17 protein-coding genes are annotated in these 17,127 nt (G+C 65.0%); 8 read left to right on the forward strand and 9 right to left on the reverse strand.

The window, feature by feature from the left end; genetic code table 11:
• Nucleotides 1-7: 7 nt before the first annotated feature.
• The 7 genes from GDN70_RS10110 to pqqA all read right to left on the reverse strand — a co-directional run bounded on the left by GDN70_RS10110 (nt 8) and on the right by pqqA (nt 5,110).
• Complete coding sequence (locus GDN70_RS10110) at nt 8-685, reverse strand: DUF4286 family protein (protein ID WP_152102463.1); 678 nt, start codon at nt 683-685, stop codon at nt 8-10.
• Nucleotides 686-709: 24 nt separating this feature from the next.
• Complete coding sequence (gene pip, locus GDN70_RS10115) at nt 710-1,696, reverse strand: prolyl aminopeptidase (protein WP_152102464.1); 987 nt, start codon at nt 1,694-1,696, stop codon at nt 710-712.
• A complete protein-coding gene (gene pqqE, locus GDN70_RS10120) occupies nt 1,686-2,885 on the reverse strand; it encodes a pyrroloquinoline quinone biosynthesis protein PqqE (RefSeq protein ID WP_152102465.1) in 1,200 nt (399 codons plus the stop codon). The genes pip and pqqE overlap by 11 nt, the downstream gene beginning before the upstream one ends.
• A complete protein-coding gene (gene pqqD / locus GDN70_RS10125; protein WP_028145648.1) occupies nt 2,882-3,193 on the reverse strand; it encodes a pyrroloquinoline quinone biosynthesis peptide chaperone PqqD in 312 nt (103 codons plus the stop codon). Before pqqD ends, pqqE begins: the two co-directional genes overlap by 4 nt.
• 12 nt (nt 3,194-3,205) lie before the next feature.
• Nucleotides 3,206-3,985: a pyrroloquinoline-quinone synthase PqqC gene (gene pqqC / locus GDN70_RS10130; RefSeq protein ID WP_038950958.1), complete on the reverse strand. Its 780-nt coding sequence runs from the start codon at nt 3,983-3,985 to the stop codon at nt 3,206-3,208.
• Complete coding sequence (gene pqqB, locus GDN70_RS10135) at nt 3,982-4,911, reverse strand: pyrroloquinoline quinone biosynthesis protein PqqB (RefSeq protein WP_038970781.1); 930 nt, start codon at nt 4,909-4,911, stop codon at nt 3,982-3,984. The genes pqqC and pqqB overlap by 4 nt, the downstream gene beginning before the upstream one ends.
• Before the next feature lie 118 nt (nt 4,912-5,029).
• Nucleotides 5,030-5,110 carry a pyrroloquinoline quinone precursor peptide PqqA gene (gene pqqA, locus GDN70_RS10140; RefSeq protein WP_007595659.1) on the reverse strand — a complete coding sequence of 27 codons (81 nt, stop codon included), beginning with the start codon at nt 5,108-5,110 and terminating at the stop codon, nt 5,030-5,032.
• A gap of 249 nt (nt 5,111-5,359) precedes the next feature.
• On the opposite strand from pqqA, the gene GDN70_RS10145 reads away from it, so the two are divergent.
• The 6 genes from GDN70_RS10145 to GDN70_RS10175 all read left to right on the forward strand — a co-directional run bounded on the left by GDN70_RS10145 (nt 5,360) and on the right by GDN70_RS10175 (nt 10,790).
• Nucleotides 5,360-5,617, forward strand: a complete 258-nt coding sequence (locus tag GDN70_RS10145; RefSeq protein ID WP_038950955.1) for a hypothetical protein — start codon at nt 5,360-5,362, stop codon at nt 5,615-5,617.
• A 200-nt stretch (nt 5,618-5,817) separates the two neighbouring features.
• Nucleotides 5,818-7,218, forward strand: a complete 1,401-nt coding sequence (locus tag GDN70_RS10150; RefSeq protein WP_038950954.1) for an amidase family protein — start codon at nt 5,818-5,820, stop codon at nt 7,216-7,218.
• Nucleotides 7,219-7,220: 2 nt separating this feature from the next.
• Nucleotides 7,221-7,697 (forward strand): glutathione peroxidase, encoded by a 477-nt coding sequence (locus GDN70_RS10155; protein ID WP_038950953.1) that lies wholly within the window; start codon nt 7,221-7,223, stop codon nt 7,695-7,697.
• An 11-nt stretch (nt 7,698-7,708) separates the two neighbouring features.
• Nucleotides 7,709-7,951 carry a DUF3297 family protein gene (locus tag GDN70_RS10160; protein WP_038950952.1) on the forward strand — a complete coding sequence of 81 codons (243 nt, stop codon included), beginning with the start codon at nt 7,709-7,711 and terminating at the stop codon, nt 7,949-7,951.
• A gap of 137 nt (nt 7,952-8,088) precedes the next feature.
• Nucleotides 8,089-9,258, forward strand: a complete 1,170-nt coding sequence (gene tarD, locus GDN70_RS10170) for a D(-)-tartrate dehydratase (RefSeq protein WP_152102466.1) — start codon at nt 8,089-8,091, stop codon at nt 9,256-9,258.
• A 242-nt stretch (nt 9,259-9,500) separates the two neighbouring features.
• Nucleotides 9,501-10,790: an IS4 family transposase gene (locus GDN70_RS10175; RefSeq protein ID WP_038951373.1), complete on the forward strand. Its 1,290-nt coding sequence runs from the start codon at nt 9,501-9,503 to the stop codon at nt 10,788-10,790.
• 139 nt (nt 10,791-10,929) lie between these two features.
• On the opposite strand, the gene GDN70_RS10180 is transcribed toward GDN70_RS10175, so the two are convergent.
• Together GDN70_RS10180 and GDN70_RS10185 are read right to left on the reverse strand one after the other, a co-directional pair.
• Entirely contained in the window at nt 10,930-12,282 is a 1,353-nt protein-coding gene (locus GDN70_RS10180; RefSeq protein WP_028145642.1) for a malonyl-CoA decarboxylase, read from the reverse strand.
• 278 nt (nt 12,283-12,560) lie between these two features.
• Nucleotides 12,561-13,361 (reverse strand): helix-turn-helix transcriptional regulator, encoded by an 801-nt coding sequence (locus GDN70_RS10185; protein WP_173015779.1) that lies wholly within the window; start codon nt 13,359-13,361, stop codon nt 12,561-12,563.
• A gap of 59 nt (nt 13,362-13,420) precedes the next feature.
• On the opposite strand from GDN70_RS10185, the gene GDN70_RS10190 reads away from it, so the two are divergent.
• Complete coding sequence (locus GDN70_RS10190; RefSeq protein ID WP_038973451.1) at nt 13,421-14,593, forward strand: MFS transporter; 1,173 nt, start codon at nt 13,421-13,423, stop codon at nt 14,591-14,593.
• Between the two features lie 227 nt (nt 14,594-14,820).
• Nucleotides 14,821-17,088, forward strand: a complete 2,268-nt coding sequence (locus GDN70_RS10195; RefSeq protein ID WP_095426009.1) for a cation:proton antiporter — start codon at nt 14,821-14,823, stop codon at nt 17,086-17,088.
• The last annotated feature ends 39 nt before the right edge of the window (nt 17,089-17,127 follow it).

The raw sequence follows: 17,127 nt of genomic DNA on the forward strand, positions 1-17,127 counted from the left end.
TGGTTGTTCAGCCGCGCGCGATATCGCTCTTCGCGAGGTCCCACATCAGACCGTATGTGCCGACGGAGACGGGCAGCGGGAAGGGCGATGCGGCAGGGCCGGTGAAGCGCTCGGCGATCACGGCCGAGACCGCGCCAACATGCGTGCCGTCGATCAGCACGAACCAGTCGCGGACGCCTTCGTTGCGCACCGCCGGAATGTCCGCTGTCGCGCCGGACAATTCCGGCTCGCTCTCGAGCAGATGCATGGAGATGATGCCGTCGCGCTTCTCCGGCGCCAGCTTTTCTTGCAGTGCATCACGCCATGCGCCGGCATTGTCGGGCGTCGGCCGCAGGCGCACCACGCCGAGCGCAGCGCCGCGGCCGGTGCCGTTGCTGATGGTAATGCGAGCGACGACACGGAGCATGTCCTTGAAATGCGCCATGCTCCGCCGCGACCATTCGGTCTGGTTGGCCAGCCGCGCCCGATAGGCGGGACTGTCGAGCACGTCGAGCGTCGCGGTCGAGTACAGCGAGAGATATTTGGGATTGGCGGCATGCGCGACATAGCGCCGCGCTTCCAGAAAGCCCTCGATCGCGACGCGCTCTTCCAGATGTTCGCGATCGTACCAGCGGTTGAAATCGGCCTCATTGCCTGCGTCGATGTTCATCGACGTCAGCAGCATGCCCTTTCCGGCGAGCGGCATTTTCTTGTTGTCCTTTTTCGCGCATTAGCGCGCGGCCTTCGACGCAAGGTCGGCAATCGACTTCATCACCGCATCCCTCACGCCGGTATCATAGAGCGAATGTCCGGCTTCTTCCACGAGGCGAATCTCGGAACCCGGCCAAACTTTCGCGAGCGTGTGTGATGTCTCAGGAGGGCACAACAGGTCGTAGCGGCCCTGCACGATAATGCCGGGAATGCCGGCGAGCCGGTCCGCGTTCCGCAGCAGCTGGTCTTGGTTCATGAAGGAGTTGTTGATGAAATAATGTGCCTCCATGAACGGCGTCGCCGGCAGCGTGCGCCACACGTTCAGTGACGCCAGGTCCAGCCGCGTCTTCGCCGCCTTGTGCTCCGACAGGGCTCGCTCGGTATCGTGCCAGGCGCGGGCCGCAGGTCCGTGAATGGCCGGATCGGCATCGAGGATGCGGCGATAATAGGCTTCCACCGGGCGTGCGCGTTCCCCGGGCGGCAGCACGCTCAGAAAATCCTCGTAGAGCGCGGGATAGAATTGCGGCAGGCGCACCGTGAAGGCCGTCTCGACCTCTGCCCGCGTGCCCAGAAAGGTCGCGCGGAGCGCAATGCCGGAGATGCGCTCCGGATGGGCCTGCGCGTACGCCAGCGCCAGCGTCGCGCCCCAGGAGCCGCCGACGACCATCCAGCGTTCGAAGCCGAACTTGTCGCGGATCATCTCCATGTCCGCGATCAGATGTTCCGTGGTGTTGTGCTCGCGCGATCCCTTGGGACGGCTGCGGCCGCAGCCGCGCTGGTCGAACAGCACGGCGCAGAAGCGATCAGGGTCGAACAGCCGGCGATGATCGGGCTGGCATCCGCTGCCGGGCCCGCCGTGCAGGTAGACCGCGGGAATGCCGCCGCTGCGACCGACGCTCTCGACATAGAGCTCATGGCCGTCGCCGACGTCGAGCATGTCGGAGGTCAGCGGCGCAAACGGATCGGCGCGCCTCGCGGCTGTGCCTGCGTCGGCGTCAGGCCCCATTCTCAGATTCCAGGGTGCCGCCGGCGAAGTTGCGATAGAGGAAGCGGCTGGTCTCGCCCTCGGCCTCACGCTCGGCCTGCTTGAAGATGGTTTCGTGCAGCGGCGACAGTGCGCAGGCGGGATCGGTGTTGGCGGCATCGCCGGTCAGCGCAAAGGCCTGGCAGCGGCAGCCGCCGAAATCGATCTCGCGGAATTCGCAAGACTTGCACGGCTCCTTCATCCAGCCGGTGCCGCGATAGCGGTTGAAGGCCTCGGAGTTCTGCCAGATCCAGGCGATCGAATGGTTGGAGCGCACCGACTCGAAGTCGAGCCCGGTGATGCTCTCGGCGGCGTGGCAGGGCAGCACCTTGCCGGCGGGCGAGATGTTGAAGAACTGACGGCCCCAGCCGCCCATGCATTTCTTCGGCCGCAGCGCGTAGTAATCGGGAACGACGTAGTCGATCGCAAGCGTGCCCTTCAGCCGTTCGCGCGCCTCCTCGACGAGGCGGGTACATTCGTCGAGCTGCGCCACCGTCGGCATCAGCGCGGCGCGGTTCTTCAACGCCCAGCCGTAATACTGCACATTGGCGACCTCGAGCCGGTCGGCGTCGAGATCGACGGACATCTGGATGATGTCAGGCAGCTGGTGCAAATTCTGCCGGTGCATCACCGCGTTCACGGTGAGCGGCAAATCAAGCTCGCGCGTCCACTTTGCGACCTCGAGCTTCTTGCGGTGGCCGCCCTTGTAGCCGGCGACGCGATCGGCGAGGCCTTCCTCGATGCCCTGGAACGAGATCTGCACATGGCAGAGCCCGGCATCGGCGAGACCGCTGAGCTTCTCGCGCGTCAGCAGTACGGCCGAGGTGATCAGGTTGGTGTAGAGGCCGACGTCGCTGGCATGCTTGACGAGGTCGACGAGGTCCTTGCGCGCCGTCGGCTCGCCGCCGGAGAAATGCACCTGCAGCACGCCGATCTCGGCGAGCTCGCTCAAGACCTTCTTCCATTCCTCGGTGGTCAGCTCCTTGCCCGAGCGATCGAGCTCCACCGGGTTGGAGCAGTAGGGGCATTGCAGCGGGCAGCGATGGGTGATCTCCAGCAGCACCGCGAGCGGAATGCCAAAAGTCTCCGCTGTCGAGCGCTGCTTCTCCAGCACCGCGAGGCTGTCGCTGGCGTTGGGCGGGACGGTGGGATTGCCGAGCACATCGCTCATGACGTCTTCTCCCGGGCTTCCGTGAGAAAGCCCTTGTCGGCGAGATCCTGCAGCATGACGATGACATCGGCCAGGATCGCCTCGCGCGGCGCGGCGTATTTGACCGCCAACGCGTCCGCAATGTCGCCGACGCTGCGCTCGCCGTTGCAGAGCTGCAGGACCTCGACTGCGATCTCGTCCGGGGCCAGAACACGTTCCGGCGCCAGGATCACCCAGACCTTTCGCGTCTCGTCATATTTCAGCTTGGCATGCCGCGGCAGCACCGGGCGGCTTGCCTCGCTGACGCTGATGTTCCGCGGCCCGGCCATTCCAGTTCCTCTTCAGCTCGCTTTGGGCACGAACGCGCCCGGCGGAATGTTGCCCTCGACATAGGCGTGCTGGAGCGCGTCGAGCTGCACCCATAGCACGTTGGTCTTGAAGATCAGCGCGTTGCAGACGGAGGCGCGCTCTTCCGGCGTCCTTGCATGCGCCTTGACATAGTCGAGCGCAAAGCCGGCATCGCGCGGCGCCTGGGTCAGGCGACGCTTGAAGTAGCTCATGATGTCAGGATTGACGAAATCATAGTGCTCCAGCATGCCGGAGATGCGTTCTTCATGCAGATTTGGCGCGAACAGCTCGGTAAGCGAGGAGGCGATCGCCTCCAGCGGGCTCTTCTCGCGGCAGTAGTGGACGTAGGCTTCGACCGCGAAGCGCGTCGCCGGCAAGATGCCTTCGGTCGATTCCACGTAAGCCGTGTCGAGCCCGAGTCCTTCCGTCAGCTTGATCCAGCGCTCGATGCCGCCCTCGGAGCCGACATCGCCGTCATGGTCCTCGATGCGATGGCGCCATTCCAGGCGCGTGGCGCGGTCGCGGAAGCGCGAGATCACCACCGCGTCCTTGATCGGGATGGTGCTCTGGTAGTAGTAGCGGTTCAGCGCCCAGGCCTGCACCTGGCCCTTGTTCAGCTTGCCGCCGTGCAGCAGCTTGTGGAACGGATGCAGGCTGTGATAGCGCGTCGCCCCGATATGGCGCAGCGCCGCCTCCAGCTCCTCGGCGCTCGTGAGCTTGATGTCCTTGCCGATCGAGAGCGCAGTCATTCCAGTCATTGACGCCGCATTCACAGCACGATCTCCGTTCCATCCGCCGGTATCTGCCAGCCCGCCTGCTCAGCGGCCTTGCGCTCGGGTGAGGCAGGCAGCAGCGCCGGGTTCGAGTTATTGATATGCAGAAATATCTTCCTGTCGATAGCAAGGTCGGCCAGCCGTGCGATGGCGCCGTCGTCGCCGGACATGGCGACATGTCCCATGCTCTTGCCGGTCTTGTGGCCGAGGCCGCATTTGATCATCTCGTCGTCCTGCCAGACCGTGCCGTCGAAGAACACGAGCGAAGCGCCGTCGATCTCGGCCTTCAGCGCGTCGGTCACCTCGGCGCACGCCGCGATGAAGTAGAAGCACTTGCCGGTCGCCTTGTCGGTGATCTTCAGGCCCAGCGTGTCGCCGTCGCCGCTCTCGCCACCGGGATGCGCCTTGCCTTCCAGATACCAGGCCGACTTGCCGGGGACTGCGAAGGCCAGCACTTCCAGCCCGGAGCGCGCGCCATCCGGTAGCCGCGGTTCGAACGGCTCGCTGATGTCGATCGGCTGGCGCCGCACGTTCTTTTCGTTCAGCACGTCGAAGATGCTGTTGCTCTTCAGGATCGCCAGCACCTTCTCGTGCGCATAGACCGTGAAGGGCGAGCCCTCGCGCATCGAGAGCAGGCCTGCCACCGCATCCACCTCGCTGTTGGTCAGGATAACGCCTGCGATCGGCGTATGGCGCAGCGCGCTCGCTTTGGGGTGCAGCTGCGGCGTGGCATTCAATTGCTGCCGCAGGTCCGGGGAGGCATTGATCAGGAACCAGTACTCGCCGTCGCCGCTGAAGGCGACCGAGGCTTGGGTTCTCAAGAGTTCATGGCCGTTCTCACGGGCCGCCCGGCAGCCCTCGCAGCCGCAATTCCATTGCGGCACTCCGCCGCCGGCTGCGGCGCCCAGGACGACGACGCGAAGCATGATCCGTCTCCTGGAAGCAACGTCACGGAGGTGGATCTCAGGCCGACACGATTTCCATCATTCGGAAACCGGTCGTGACCGAAAGACCCACCTGCGCTGAACGCAGATCACCAACCGCTTACTTGCGGGTGGCGCTCACATACATGTTGATTTCCATGCCGCAGGGCACTTCGACGATCTTCGGGGCTTTCCAGGCCATTTTGGCACTCCATTTTCGCGAATTCGGACGTATCCGCCCACCCGTTAAATTAATGCGCGCCGAGAAGTTCGCCAGTGAAATTTTCCCGAGAAGCCCATGTTGCGCCGCGAAAAAAAGCCCTCGGGAACACCACTTCTGGGGCGCTGCCTTGCGTTCGGCGCATTCGGTCGCGAACCCTGTCCTGATAAAGCAGTTGTGAGTGCAGTGCAGCTTTCAATCCGGTACAGGCGACCCAACTGGATTTCGATGATGCCCAAATACTACTTCAACACCCGTATCGGCGACGAACTGATCGTGGATCCCGAAGGCGAGGACCTGCGCAACCCCGACCGCGCCTGGGAGGTCGCCCGCCAGATGATCCTGGAGGTGGTGAAATCCGAGGGCACCCAGCGCGCCCTGCTGGACGCCGTGATCGAGGTGACCGACGCCGAAGGCGAGATCGTGCTGGAGTTCCCCTTCACCGAGGCGCTGCTGGACATCCCGGACGCGTCCGCGACGCGGCACTAGCCCACACTCCCTCCCCGTCATTGGCCCTTGCGACGAAGCAATCCAGACTGCCTCCGCGGAGGGATTTCTCGATTGCTTCGCTGCGCTCAGGATTCAATGACGAGGGACCACCCGGCGCCCCAGCGCCTTCGCCCCTGCGAAATCCGCATGGCTTTGCCGCGTTCCCGGCGCTAAAAGACGCCGGTTACACGGAGCAAGCCATGCAAGATCTCTGGCGCCTGTCGGCTGCCGACCTCGCCATCCTCGTCAAGTCCAAAAAGGTGTCTGCCAGGGAGGCCGCCAAGGCCGGGCTAGCCCGCCTGGACGCCGTCAATCCCCAGCTCAATGCGGTGATCGACCACCGGCCGGACGACGTGCTCAAGCAGGCCGACGCCGTCGATGCCGCCATCGCGCGGGGCGAGGACCCCGGCGTGCTCGCCGGCGTGCCCGTCACCATCAAGGCCAATGTCGACCAGGAGGGCTTTGCCACCACCAACGGCCTCAAGCTCCAGCGCGATTTGATCGCGCGCGAGGACAATCCGGTGGTCGCAAATTTCCGCAAAGCCGGCGCCATCCTGCTCGGCCGCACCAATTGCCCGGCCTTCTCCTATCGCTGGTTCACCACCAACCTCGTCCATGGCGACACCAAGAACCCGCGTGACGCCTCTCTGACCCCGGGCGGCTCGTCCGGCGGCGCCGGTTCGGCGGTCGCGGCCGGCATCGGCCACATCGCCCACGGCACCGACATCGCCGGCTCGATCCGCTACCCCGCCTATGCCTGCGGTGTGCAAGGCCTGCGCCCGACGCTGGGCCGCATCCCCGCCTTCAATCCGGCACTGCCGGAGCGCCCGATCGGACCGCAGATCATGGCGGTCTCGGGTCCGCTGGCGCGCACCGTCAACGACCTCAGGATTTCACTGGCTGCGATGTCGGCCCGCGACATCCGCGATCCCTGGTACGCACCAGTGCCGCTGGAAGGCCCAGCACGGGACAAGCGCGCCGCGCTCTGCCTCAATCCGGACGGCCTTGCCACCACGCCCGAAGTGAAGGCGGCGGTGATCGATGCGGGCAAGCGCCTCGAGCGTGCCGGCTGGACGGTCGAGACGATCGAAAACACGCCGTCGATGCGCGAGGCGGTCGAGTGGCAGATCAAGCTCTGGCTCGGCGACGGCTATGAAGCGCAGCTGGAGATGGCCGAGCGCGAGGGCGATCCCGGTGCGCTGGCGTGCCTGCGCGGCAATCGCGGCAGGGTCACGCCGATGGATCAGGCCAATTACGCCAAGGCGCTGACGCGGCGGGCCACTCTGACCCGCGACTGGATGCTGTTCTTCGAAAAATACGCGGTGCTGCTGACGCCGGTGTCCGGCGAGCTGCCGTTCCCCGATCATCTCGATCGCAAGGACGATGAGTCCTTCAAGCGCGTCTGGGAAGCGCAGCTGCCGCAGATCGCCATTCCCTTCATGGGTCTGCCGGGCCTCGTGGTCTCCACGGGTCTGGTCGGCAAGGCGCCCGTCGGCGTGCACATCGTCTCCGGCCGCTACCGCGAAGACCTCTGCCTGCTCGCAGGCGAAGCGATCGAGGCGGGCGGCGTGCCGCCGTCGCCGATCGATCCCGTGGGTTAGCGATGTCCGCGATCTACGATTTCAAGGCCAACTCGCTTGCGGGTGAGGAGGTTGCGCTCCGCCGCTTCGAGGGGCAGGTGCTCCTGATCGTCAACACCGCGAGCAAATGCGGCTTCACGCCGCAATATCGCGGTCTGGAGGATCTGCATCGCGATCTCTCGCCGCGCGGCTTCTCCGTGCTCGGCTTTCCCTGCAACCAGTTCGGCGCGCAGGAGCCGGGGCAGGCGAGCGAGATCCAGGCGTTCTGCTCGACCAATTACGACGTCACCTTTCCCCTGTTCGAGAAGATCGACGTCAACGGCGCCCATGCGCACCCTCTGTATGAGTACCTGAAACACCAGCAATCGGGCCTGTTAGGGGCCTCCATCAAATGGAATTTCACCAAATTCCTGGTGGACCGTACCGGCAAGGTGATCGCGCGCTACGCGCCGACCGCACGGCCGGAAGGATTGCGGAATCAAATCGAGACCCTGTTGTGAGCGAGACAATCATGAGCGACGAATTTCCGGACCGCCTGTCGGTCGATCCGAACAGCCCCTATTACAACGCAGACATCCTGGCGCGCGACGTCGGCATCCGCTTCAAGGGCGTCGAGAAGACCAATGTCGAGGAATACTGCATCAGCGAAGGCTGGGTCCGCGTCACCGCCGGCAACGCCAAGGACCGCCACGGCAACCCGCTGACCATCAAGGTGCACGGGCCGGTGGAGCCGTATTTCAGGGATAAGAAGTGACGGCGAAGCCGTCATTCCGGGGCGATGCGAAGCATCGAACCCGGAATCTCGAGATTCCCCGGTGCGCAATTGCGCACCTGAGGTCAGGTCCTTCGGACCATCCCGGAATGACGGGCTAACAAATCGAAAGGCCCCCCATGTCCGTCCGCATCGTCGACGTCCGCGAGATCACCAAGCCGATCTCATCGCCGATCCGCAACGCCTATATCGACTTCACCAAGATGACGACGAGCCTCGTCGCCGTCGTCACCGACGTCGTTCGCGACGGCAAGCGCGTGATCGGCTACGGCTTCAACTCCAACGGCCGTTACGGGCAGGGCGGCCTGATCCGCGAGCGTTTTGCCTCGCGCATCACCGAGGCCGATCCGAAGTCGCTGCTGAATGCGGCCGGCGACAATCTCGACCCCGACAAGGTCTGGGGCGCGATGATGACCAACGAGAAGCCCGGCGGCCACGGCGAGCGCTCGGTCGCAGTCGGCACCATCGACATGTCGGTGTGGGACGCGGTGGCGAAGATCGCGGGCAAGCCGCTGTTTCGCCTGCTCGCCGAACGGCACGGCGTCAAAGCCAATCCGCGCGTGTTCGTCTACGCCGCCGGCGGCTATTACTATCCCGGCAAGGACCTCTCGATGCTGCGCGGTGAGATGCGCGGCTATCTCGATCGCGGCTACAACGTCGTGAAGATGAAGATCGGCGGCGCGCCAATTGAAGAAGACCGCACCCGCATCGAGGCGGTGCTGAAGGAGATCGGCAAGGACGCCCAGCTCGCCGTCGACGCCAATGGCCGCTTCAACCTGGAGACCGGCATCGCCTATGCCAAGATGCTGCGCGACTATCCCTTGTTCTGGTACGAGGAAGTCGGCGATCCCCTCGACTACGCGCTGCAGGCCGCGCTCGCCGAATTCTATCCAGGCCCGATGGCCACAGGCGAGAATCTCTTCAGCCACCAGGACGCCCGCAATCTGATCCGCTACGGCGGCATGCGCCCGGACCGCGACTGGCTGCAGTTCGACTGCGCGCTCTCCTACGGCCTGTGCGAATACCAGCGCACGCTGGAAGTCCTGAAAACCCACGGCTGGTCCCCCAGCCGCTGCATCCCGCATGGCGGCCACCAGATGTCGCTCAACATCGCCGCCGGCCTCGGCTTAGGCGGCAACGAGAGCTACCCCGACCTGTTCCAGCCCTACGGCGGCTTCCCGGATGGCGTTGGCGTCGAGAACGGCCACATCACCATGCCGGACCTTCCGGGCATCGGTTTTGAAGGCAAGTCGGATCTCTACAAGGAGATGAAGGCGCTGGCGGAGTAGGGTCGACGGCGTCTCCAACAACTCGGTGTCGTCCCCGCGAACGCGCTAGGGCATGCACATTCTGGTGCGGCGGATTGACTCGGGTTCGCCCTGGGGGTTCCAGAATCGGAGATCTATGTGATTCCTATTGCGGCACTCCATGGTTTGGACGGGGGTGCTGCGATGTTGTCACGGATTGACTGGACGCTGGGCCGGTTCGGGGATCGTCGTCTCGATAAAGGGGGGCGGCGCTCGCTGAACGCATGGTTGCGGGCAAAACTGTCTGCCTTCGGCAGCTCTCCAGGGGGAACCGCGCGCTGGAAGTGCGGTTCAACCGCTTTCTTGGCCATGACAAGGTGACGGTGGATCGGATCATCGAAAGCTGGAGCAATAGCACGGGCCCTGCCGTGGAAGGCCGCCACGTGCTGGCCATCCAGGACACCAGCGAGATCCACTTCAACACCACGCCGCAACGCCGGCGCGGGCTCGGAGAAATCGGCAAAGGCAATAACCACGGCGTGCTGCTGCACCCGCTGCTGGCTGTGGACGCCGACGACGGCAGCTGTCTTGGGCTTTTGAGCGGGCAGATATGGACGCGCGCAGGTCGCCGCACGACCTCGCATGATGATCGGGAATTATCGGACAAGGAATCGCAACGCTGGATATCGACTGCCGTGGCGGCAAGGCCGCTGCTCACCAAGGCCGCGGCGGTGACGGTGCTGGGTGACCGCGAGAGCGATATTTTTGCCCTTTATGCCAGCTCGGCCAAGCAACACTTCCACGTCATCGCGCGCAGCATGCATGATCGCAAGCTTGCCGACCGCAGCAGCCTGTATGAGGCCAGCGATGCCATGGCCGCGGTGGACCAGCGTATGATCCAACTGCCTGCGCGCGCCGCGCGGCCGGCTCGCCTGGCCCACCTCGAACTTCGCTTTGGCGCAATCGAGCTCGCCCGCCCGCAGAATAAGTTCTTGCACCATCTGCCGAAAAGCTTGCCGCTGGCGGTGGTCGATGTGCGCGAGATTAACGCCGAAACCGGCATAGAGCCGCTGCACTGGCGGCTTCTCACCTCTCACGAGGTCACCAGCATCGAGGACGCCTGGCGCATCGTCCAATGGTACAAGCAGCGCTGGATCATCGAGCAGTTCTTCCGCATCCTGAAGACACAAGGCCTCAAGCTCGAAGACAGTCAGATCGGATCCGCCGATCGGCTTCTCAAGCTGGTTGCGATCGCCGCCAAGGCGGCCGTCATCACCATCCAGCTTCTGCAGGCCCGCAATGGTGGTCGCCAGCCCATTCTCGCGGCCTTCGACAACGGCCAAATTGGCGCGCTCACAGCCCTCAACCGGCAACTCGAAGCCGCGAGCAAGCGACTAAAGAACCCACATCCGCCCGATAGTCTCGCTTGGGCCGCCTGGATCATCGGCCGTCTCGGCGGGTGGGATGGCTACCCATCGTCCAAGCCGCCGGGCCCGATCACCTTCAAAAACGGCCTCGAATACTTCAACGCCGTCGCAGCAGGATGGAGCCTCAGAGATATGTGCATGCCCTAGCGCGAACGCGGGGACCCATAACCCCAGGGAGAGGTTATGGAGCGGGCCGGCAACTCCGAATCTTCGCCAAACCCAACCCTGTGGCTATGGGTCCCGGATCAGCGCTTCGCTTGTCCGGGACGACGACTGAGTTTGCGGCTTACGACAATCGCATGTCCAGCAGCCGCCTTCCTTCGCCCTTCAGCAGCTTCTTCACCGCGCTCGACGCCACCACCTCGCCGTCATTCGCGTAGGCCTCGTGGTTTTTCTCGATGTCGTCGAGGCGATAGAGGTAGTTGACCATCACGCCGGCGGATTCCCGCACGCCCTTCGGCGAGAGATCGCCGAGCCAGTTGATGCGCTCCAGCCTTGCGCCGTTGCCGAGATGGAAGCGGGCGACGGAATCGATCAGCTTGCCCTTCGGCGTGCGCGCCTTGAGGAAGTAGTGCGCCGCGAGCGGCTCGATCACGGCGCGGAGCTGTGCCGTCGTCTCGGGGCTCTCGAACCATTTGGGGTCGTCGAGGCGCTTCAGCACCTCGCGGTCCTCGTCCGACAGCGGCAGGTCCTTGTCCTGCTTCAGCCATGGCATGAAACCCGGCACCGGTGACAGCGTCACGAAGGTGTCGAGCTTCGGCGTTTCGCGGCGCAGCTCCTCGACCACCTGCTTGATCAGGAAGCTGCCGAAGGAGATGCCGCCAAGACCGCGCTGGGTGTTGGAGATCGAATAGAACACGGCGGTGCGCGCGCGCTCGATCGGCAGATACTGGCGATCGACCGCGAGCAGCGGCGCGATCGCGCCGGGGATCGTCTCGGTCAGCGCCACCTCGACGAAAATCAGGGGCTCGTCGACCATCGCGGGATGGAAGAAGGCGTAGCAGCGGCGGTCGACCGGATCGATGCGGCGGCGCAGATCGTCCCAGTCGGAGATCTCGTGCACGGCCTCGTAGCGGATGATTTTTTCGAGGATGTTGGCCGGGGTCGACCAGTCAATCCTGCGCAGCACGAGAAACCCCCTGTTGAACCACGAAGAGAGAAGATGCGAGACGTCGCGATCGAGCGCGGCGAGCTCGGTGTGGCCGTTCATCATGCCGAGCAGATCGGCGCGCATGTTGACGAGATCGCCGGTGCCGCCGGGCGCGCGGTTGAGGCGGCGGATCAGCTCCTGCCGCCGCGGCTCCGAGGCGAAATGCAGCGAGCTCGCGTCCTCGTCGCTCGGCGCGGCGCGCCATTTCTCGATCGCCTTGGACAGGCGCTCCCGGTCCGGGCCGAAATCGCGCACCAGTCCGTCGAAGAAGGCGCGGCGTCCCGCCGCATCCAGCTCCCGGTAGATGTCGAGCACCTCACGCGCGATGGCGATGCCCGATGCCTCGCCCCGGCCCGACAGCAGCGCGTCGCAGAGATCGATCAGCCCGTCGGCGTCCCGTCTGGTGTCGGCGGAATCTCCCCGACGAAGCAGCGTGCGGCCGCGCTCGGAGATCGTGGCGAGCAGGTCGGAGAAGAAGGCGTTGGCCATCGGGACTTTCGTGTCGGGTTTGTGCGTTGCGGAAGCTTACACGGGATTTGGGCAGAAACCGATCACAATCAAGCGGAGGAATGCGGCAACTTTAGTTGGGCCGTGCGTCTGGAGAATGCCGGCATGCCTGCCTTTGCGGCAATGCCACCGAGGGCCCCCCTACCGTAGGGTGGGCAAAGGCGCACTTGCGCCGTGCCCACGATCTCTCTCGATTGCGAAAAATGCGTGGGCACGCTCCGCTTTGCCCACCCTACGAGTTCTGCGCTCGTATCGACCAGCTACACTTTCCCCGCAAACTCAGTCGGCGTGCGCCCCGTCACCTGGCGGAACGCGGCCGAGAACGCGGGCACGCTGGCATAGCCGAGCTGCGTCGCGAGCTGTTTCACCGAGACATTCGCATCCATGGAGAGCCGCTGGATCGCCGCCGCAATCCGCGCGCGCTGGCACCAGCTCTTGAAGCTCAGCTGCGTTTCCGTCGAGAACAGCCGCGACAGCGTCCGCGCGGAAGTTCCAACCTCGCGCGCCAGCGCGTCGATGTCGTGCAGGCCGGTGGGATCGTCGAGCACGATCATGGCGGCGCGGCGGCAGCGCACTTCGCGCGGCAGCGGCACGAAGGTCGCGGAATCCTCGGCCTGGTGCAATTCCAGCATGACGAGGCGCACCAGCAGCTCGGTCCGCTCCTCCGTGTTGCGCGCGTCGAACAGCGCCAGGATCGCCTGATTGAGCAGCGGCGACACCCGCACCACGAATTCCCGGGTCAGGCCGTCATAGCGCTGCTCGCGCTTCAGCCAGGACAGGTCGAAATACAGCGTGCGCATCTCGATGTCGGCGAGCAGATCGATGGCATGCTCGAGCCCGGCCGGGACCCAGACCGCGCGGTCCGGCGGCACCAGCCATCGCCCCCCGGGCGTCGTCACCTGCATGGTGCCGCGTGCCGCATAGATCAGCTGCGCCTCGCGGTGCAAATGCGGATCGATCCGCATGCCCTTGGGATAGTCGCGCGCGACCAGGTGCACGCCCGCGGGCGAGCGGTGGTTGCTCCGGACCTCCCTAAGGATTGGCGTTTCCAAGACAGTCATTGGCAGCATCCCGTCATGGGGAGGACATATAACTCATTTCGGAGCAGGAGAGGATTCGTATGAACAGCCCCAGCCGGGTCATCAGTTTCGTCAATGCAGGCCATTTCATCGACCATTATTCGATGCTGATCTTCGCCGCCGCCGTCATCATCATGGGGCCCGCGCTCGGCATGGCCTATTCGGAACTTTTGCCCTACGCGACACCCGGCTTTGTGGCTTTCGGCGCCGGCTCGCTGCTCACCGGCTGGCTCGGCGACCGCTGGAGCCGCCGCCACATGATGCTGATCTTCTTCGTCGGCATCGGAGCGTCCATGATCTCGGTCGGCTTCGTGCAGACCCCGGCGCAACTCGGCGCGGCACTGCTGGCGATCGGCATCTTTGCCTCGATCTATCATCCCGTCGGCACCGCGATGATCGTGTCCTATGCCGACCGGCTCGGCCGCGAGATGGGGATCAACGGCGTCTGGGGCAATCTCGGCGTCGCTTCGTCGGCGCTGGTGACCGGCGTGATCGGCCAGTATCTCGGCTGGCGCTTTGCCTTCATCGTTCCCGGCGTGGTCACGATCCTGATCGGCATCGCCTTTGCGATGCTGGTCGTGCACGAGGACCGCAAGGGTTCGAAGCAGGCGGCGGCGCAGGCGCGGGTGGCAAAACAGGACATGTGGCGCGTGGTGCTGTCGCTGCTGATCGTGGTGATCGCGATCTCCACCACGTTCAACGCCGTCACCGTGGCGCTGCCAAAACTGTTCGCGGAGCGTCTCGCCGATTTGACCAAGAGCCCGGCGTTGCTCGGCGTCATCGCGGCCTGCGTCTACGTGTTCGGCGCGATGACGCAGTACACGATCGGCCGGCTGCTCGACCGTTACTCGCTGAAGACGGTGGCGTTGCCGCTGTCCTTCATGCTGGCGCCGTTCCTCTATCTCGCCGCCAGCCTGAACAATCTGCCGCTGATCCTGGTCTCGATCGGCATCGTCATGGGCGCGTTCGGGCAGGTCACGGTGAACGATGCCATGGTCGGCAAGTACACCAGCGAGGAATGGCGCTCGCGCGCCTACGCCGTGCGCTATTTCATCGGCTTCACCGCGGCCGGCGCCTCGGTCGGCCTGGTCGCCTGGCTCTACGAGCAGGGCGGCTTCGTCACCATGCTGCACGCCTTCGCCGCGCTCTGCCTGCTGGCAATCGCGGCGGCGATCATCCTGCCGCGCGAAATCAGGACGCCGGCTGCAGTGTGAGGGCCCGTGTCCCGGACAAGCTGCAACGCGTAAGCGTTGCGGCGCAGAGCCGGGACCGAGAAAATTGCGGGCAAGTTTCTCGGCGGCATAGGCCCCGGCTCTGCAGCGCACCGCCGAAGAGGCACTGCGCTGCGTCCGGGGCACCAGCGGGGTGGAACCCGCCCCACCTCCCGAGGGTTCTATCCCCGTGGCCCCGACACCGGGGGTGAAGGGGGAAAGACACCAGCATGCCATGGCGCCTGCTCCGACCGGTCGGCCTCGTCCCCGCGGCGCTTGTCCTCACCACCATTGCGGCCGGTGCCGAGGGCGGCAAATCGGCTGGCCCATCCGAATTCCTGTTGGTGGCGCAGATCGTGCTGTTGATCGCGGTCGGTCGCGGTCTCGGCGAGATCATGCAGCGCGTCGGCCAGCCCTCGGTGATCGGCGAGTTGCTCGCCGGCATCATCCTGGGACCGTCGCTGTTCGGCTGGATCTGGCCGGAAGCGCAGCACGCGATCTTCCCGAAGGCACCCGAGCAGAAGGCGATGCTCGACGGCATTGCCCAGTTCGGAATCCTGCTCCTGCTGCTGCTCACCGGCATGGAGACCGACCTCAAGCTGGTCAGGAAGGTCGGCAGGGCCGCGATCGCGATCTCGATCGCCGGCATCCTCGTGCCCTTCGCCTGCGGCTTCGCGCTCGGCGAGTTCCTGCCCGATGCGCTGCTGCCCAATCCGCAACAGCGCCTGGTCGCTTCGCTGTTCATGGGCACGGCGCTGTCGATTTCGTCCGTGAAGATCGTCGCCGTGGTGGTGCGCGAGATGAATTTCATGCGCCGCAATGTCGGTCAGATCATCGTCGCGACCGCCGTGATCGACGACACCATCGGCTGGATCATCATCGCCGTCATCTTCAGCCTGGCCTCGCACGGCACGCTGGATATCGCCTCGGTGGCGAAAGCCGTGCTGGGCACGCTCGCCTTCCTCGCCGTCAGCTTCACCATCGGCCGCCGCCTGGTGTTCCAGCTGATCCGCTGGGCCAACGACAATCTCGTCAGCGCCGCGGCCGTGATCACGGTGATCCTGCTGTTGATGAGCGTGATGGCGCTGATCACGCATCTGATCGGTGTGCATACCGTGCTCGGTGCCTTCGTCGCCGGCATCCTGGTCGGGGAATCACCGATCCTGACGCGGCAGATCGACGAGCGCCTGCGCGGGCTGATCTCCAGCTTCTTCATGCCCGTGTTTTTCGGCCTCGCCGGCCTCAGTGCCGATCTCTCGGTGCTGCGCGATCCCAATCTGCTGATGCTCACCGGCCTCCTGGTCGTGATCGCCAGCGTCGGCAAGTTCGGCGGCGCCTTCGTCGGCGGCACATTGGGCGGCCTGAACAATCGGGAGTCGCTGGCGCTGGCGAGCGGCATGAATGCCCGCGGCTCGACCGAGGTGATCATCGCGACCATTGGCCTGTCCATCGGCGTGCTGAGCCAGAACCTGTTCACGATGATCGTGACCATGGCGATCGTGACCACGATGGCGATGCCGCCGATGCTGCGCGCCGCGCTGGCAAGGCTGCCGATGAACAAGGACGAGAAGGAACGGCTGGAGCGGGAGGAATTCGAGAAGCGCGGCTTCCTCGCCAATCTCGAGCGCCCTCTGCTGGCGGTGGACGAAAGCGTCAACGCCACCTTTGCCGCCCACATCGCCGGCCTGATCGCCGGCATGCGCGGGCTGCCGATCACCGTGCTGCATATCGGCAAGAGCGCCAAGGAACAGGAGAAGGGCCGCGACCAGGAGGAGAGCCACGAAGCGGTGGTGAAGAAGGCCGCCGAAGTCGTCTCCGCCCATGGCGACGGCGGGGCCGGCAACGTCGATGTCGTCACCCGTGCGAGGCAGGCGGAGCTCGGCGAGACCATCGCCGACGAGGCGCGCAAGGGTTTTGATCTTCTCGTCGTCGGCGTCGACAAGGTCGTGACGGCCAAGGACCGTTTCGACCGGAGGATCGACGACATCGCCGCGAAGTTCGAAGGACCGCTTGCGATCGTCGCGGCCAAGGGCAAGCACCTGAAGCAGCCGGCGCCCGATGCGCTCAACATCCTCGTTCCCGTCTCCGGCAGCGGCATCTCCAAGCGCGGCGCCGAGGTGGCGGTCGCGCTGGCGCAGGCCGGGTCAGGCTCGCTCCGGGTGATCTATGTCGCGACGACGCGCGACAAGGGCGCGCAGCGCGGCGCCTCCCGTGGCCTCGGCCAGGAGGCGGGCATCCTCAAGGACGCCAGCGATCTCGCCGCCCGCTACGACGTCGACATCACCACCACGCTGCGGGTGAACCGGGCGCCGGAGGCCGCGATCCTGCGCGAGATCGACACCACCGACGTCGATCTCGTCGTCATGGGCGTCGACCGCATCCAGGCCGACCATCTCTCCTTCGGCGGCGTCGCCGACGCCGTGCTCAGGCAGTCGAAAGTCTCGGTGCTGCTGGTGTCGAGCGGCGAGGCGCGGCAGGCGGTGGTGGAGAAGGCTTAGGATGTGGCTGTAGCCGCGTGGACGGTGCGCTCCCTCTCC

Origin of the sequence: Bradyrhizobium sp. TM102 (assembly GCF_009176685.1) — a bacterium.
Lineage (GTDB): Bacteria > Pseudomonadota > Alphaproteobacteria > Rhizobiales > Xanthobacteraceae > Bradyrhizobium > Bradyrhizobium ottawaense.

What these genes read in the sequence shown, in the direction of transcription:
- GDN70_RS10155 (WP_038950953.1), top strand. Translation starts at nt 7,221, where the DNA reads ATGTCCGCGATCTACGATTTCAAGGCCAACTCGCTTGCGGGTGAGGAG.
- GDN70_RS10185 (WP_173015779.1), bottom strand. Translation starts at nt 13,361, where the DNA reads ATGACTGTCTTGGAAACGCCAATCCTTAGGGAGGTCCGGAGCAACCAC.
- GDN70_RS10190 (WP_038973451.1), top strand. Translation starts at nt 13,421, where the DNA reads ATGAACAGCCCCAGCCGGGTCATCAGTTTCGTCAATGCAGGCCATTTC.
- pip (WP_152102464.1), bottom strand. Translation starts at nt 1,696, where the DNA reads ATGGGGCCTGACGCCGACGCAGGCACAGCCGCGAGGCGCGCCGATCCG.
- GDN70_RS10110 (WP_152102463.1), bottom strand. Translation starts at nt 685, where the DNA reads ATGCCGCTCGCCGGAAAGGGCATGCTGCTGACGTCGATGAACATCGAC.
- GDN70_RS10150 (WP_038950954.1), top strand. Translation starts at nt 5,818, where the DNA reads ATGCAAGATCTCTGGCGCCTGTCGGCTGCCGACCTCGCCATCCTCGTC.
- GDN70_RS10175 (WP_038951373.1), top strand. Translation starts at nt 9,501, where the DNA reads ATGGTTGCGGGCAAAACTGTCTGCCTTCGGCAGCTCTCCAGGGGGAAC.
- tarD (WP_152102466.1), top strand. Translation starts at nt 8,089, where the DNA reads ATGTCCGTCCGCATCGTCGACGTCCGCGAGATCACCAAGCCGATCTCA.
- pqqD (WP_028145648.1), bottom strand. Translation starts at nt 3,193, where the DNA reads ATGGCCGGGCCGCGGAACATCAGCGTCAGCGAGGCAAGCCGCCCGGTG.
- GDN70_RS10145 (WP_038950955.1), top strand. Translation starts at nt 5,360, where the DNA reads ATGCCCAAATACTACTTCAACACCCGTATCGGCGACGAACTGATCGTG.
- pqqB (WP_038970781.1), bottom strand. Translation starts at nt 4,911, where the DNA reads ATGCTTCGCGTCGTCGTCCTGGGCGCCGCAGCCGGCGGCGGAGTGCCG.
- GDN70_RS10160 (WP_038950952.1), top strand. Translation starts at nt 7,709, where the DNA reads ATGAGCGACGAATTTCCGGACCGCCTGTCGGTCGATCCGAACAGCCCC.
- GDN70_RS10195 (WP_095426009.1), top strand. Translation starts at nt 14,821, where the DNA reads ATGCCATGGCGCCTGCTCCGACCGGTCGGCCTCGTCCCCGCGGCGCTT.
- pqqA (WP_007595659.1), bottom strand. Translation starts at nt 5,110, where the DNA reads ATGGCCTGGAAAGCCCCGAAGATCGTCGAAGTGCCCTGCGGCATGGAA.
- pqqE (WP_152102465.1), bottom strand. Translation starts at nt 2,885, where the DNA reads ATGAGCGATGTGCTCGGCAATCCCACCGTCCCGCCCAACGCCAGCGAC.
- GDN70_RS10180 (WP_028145642.1), bottom strand. Translation starts at nt 12,282, where the DNA reads ATGGCCAACGCCTTCTTCTCCGACCTGCTCGCCACGATCTCCGAGCGC.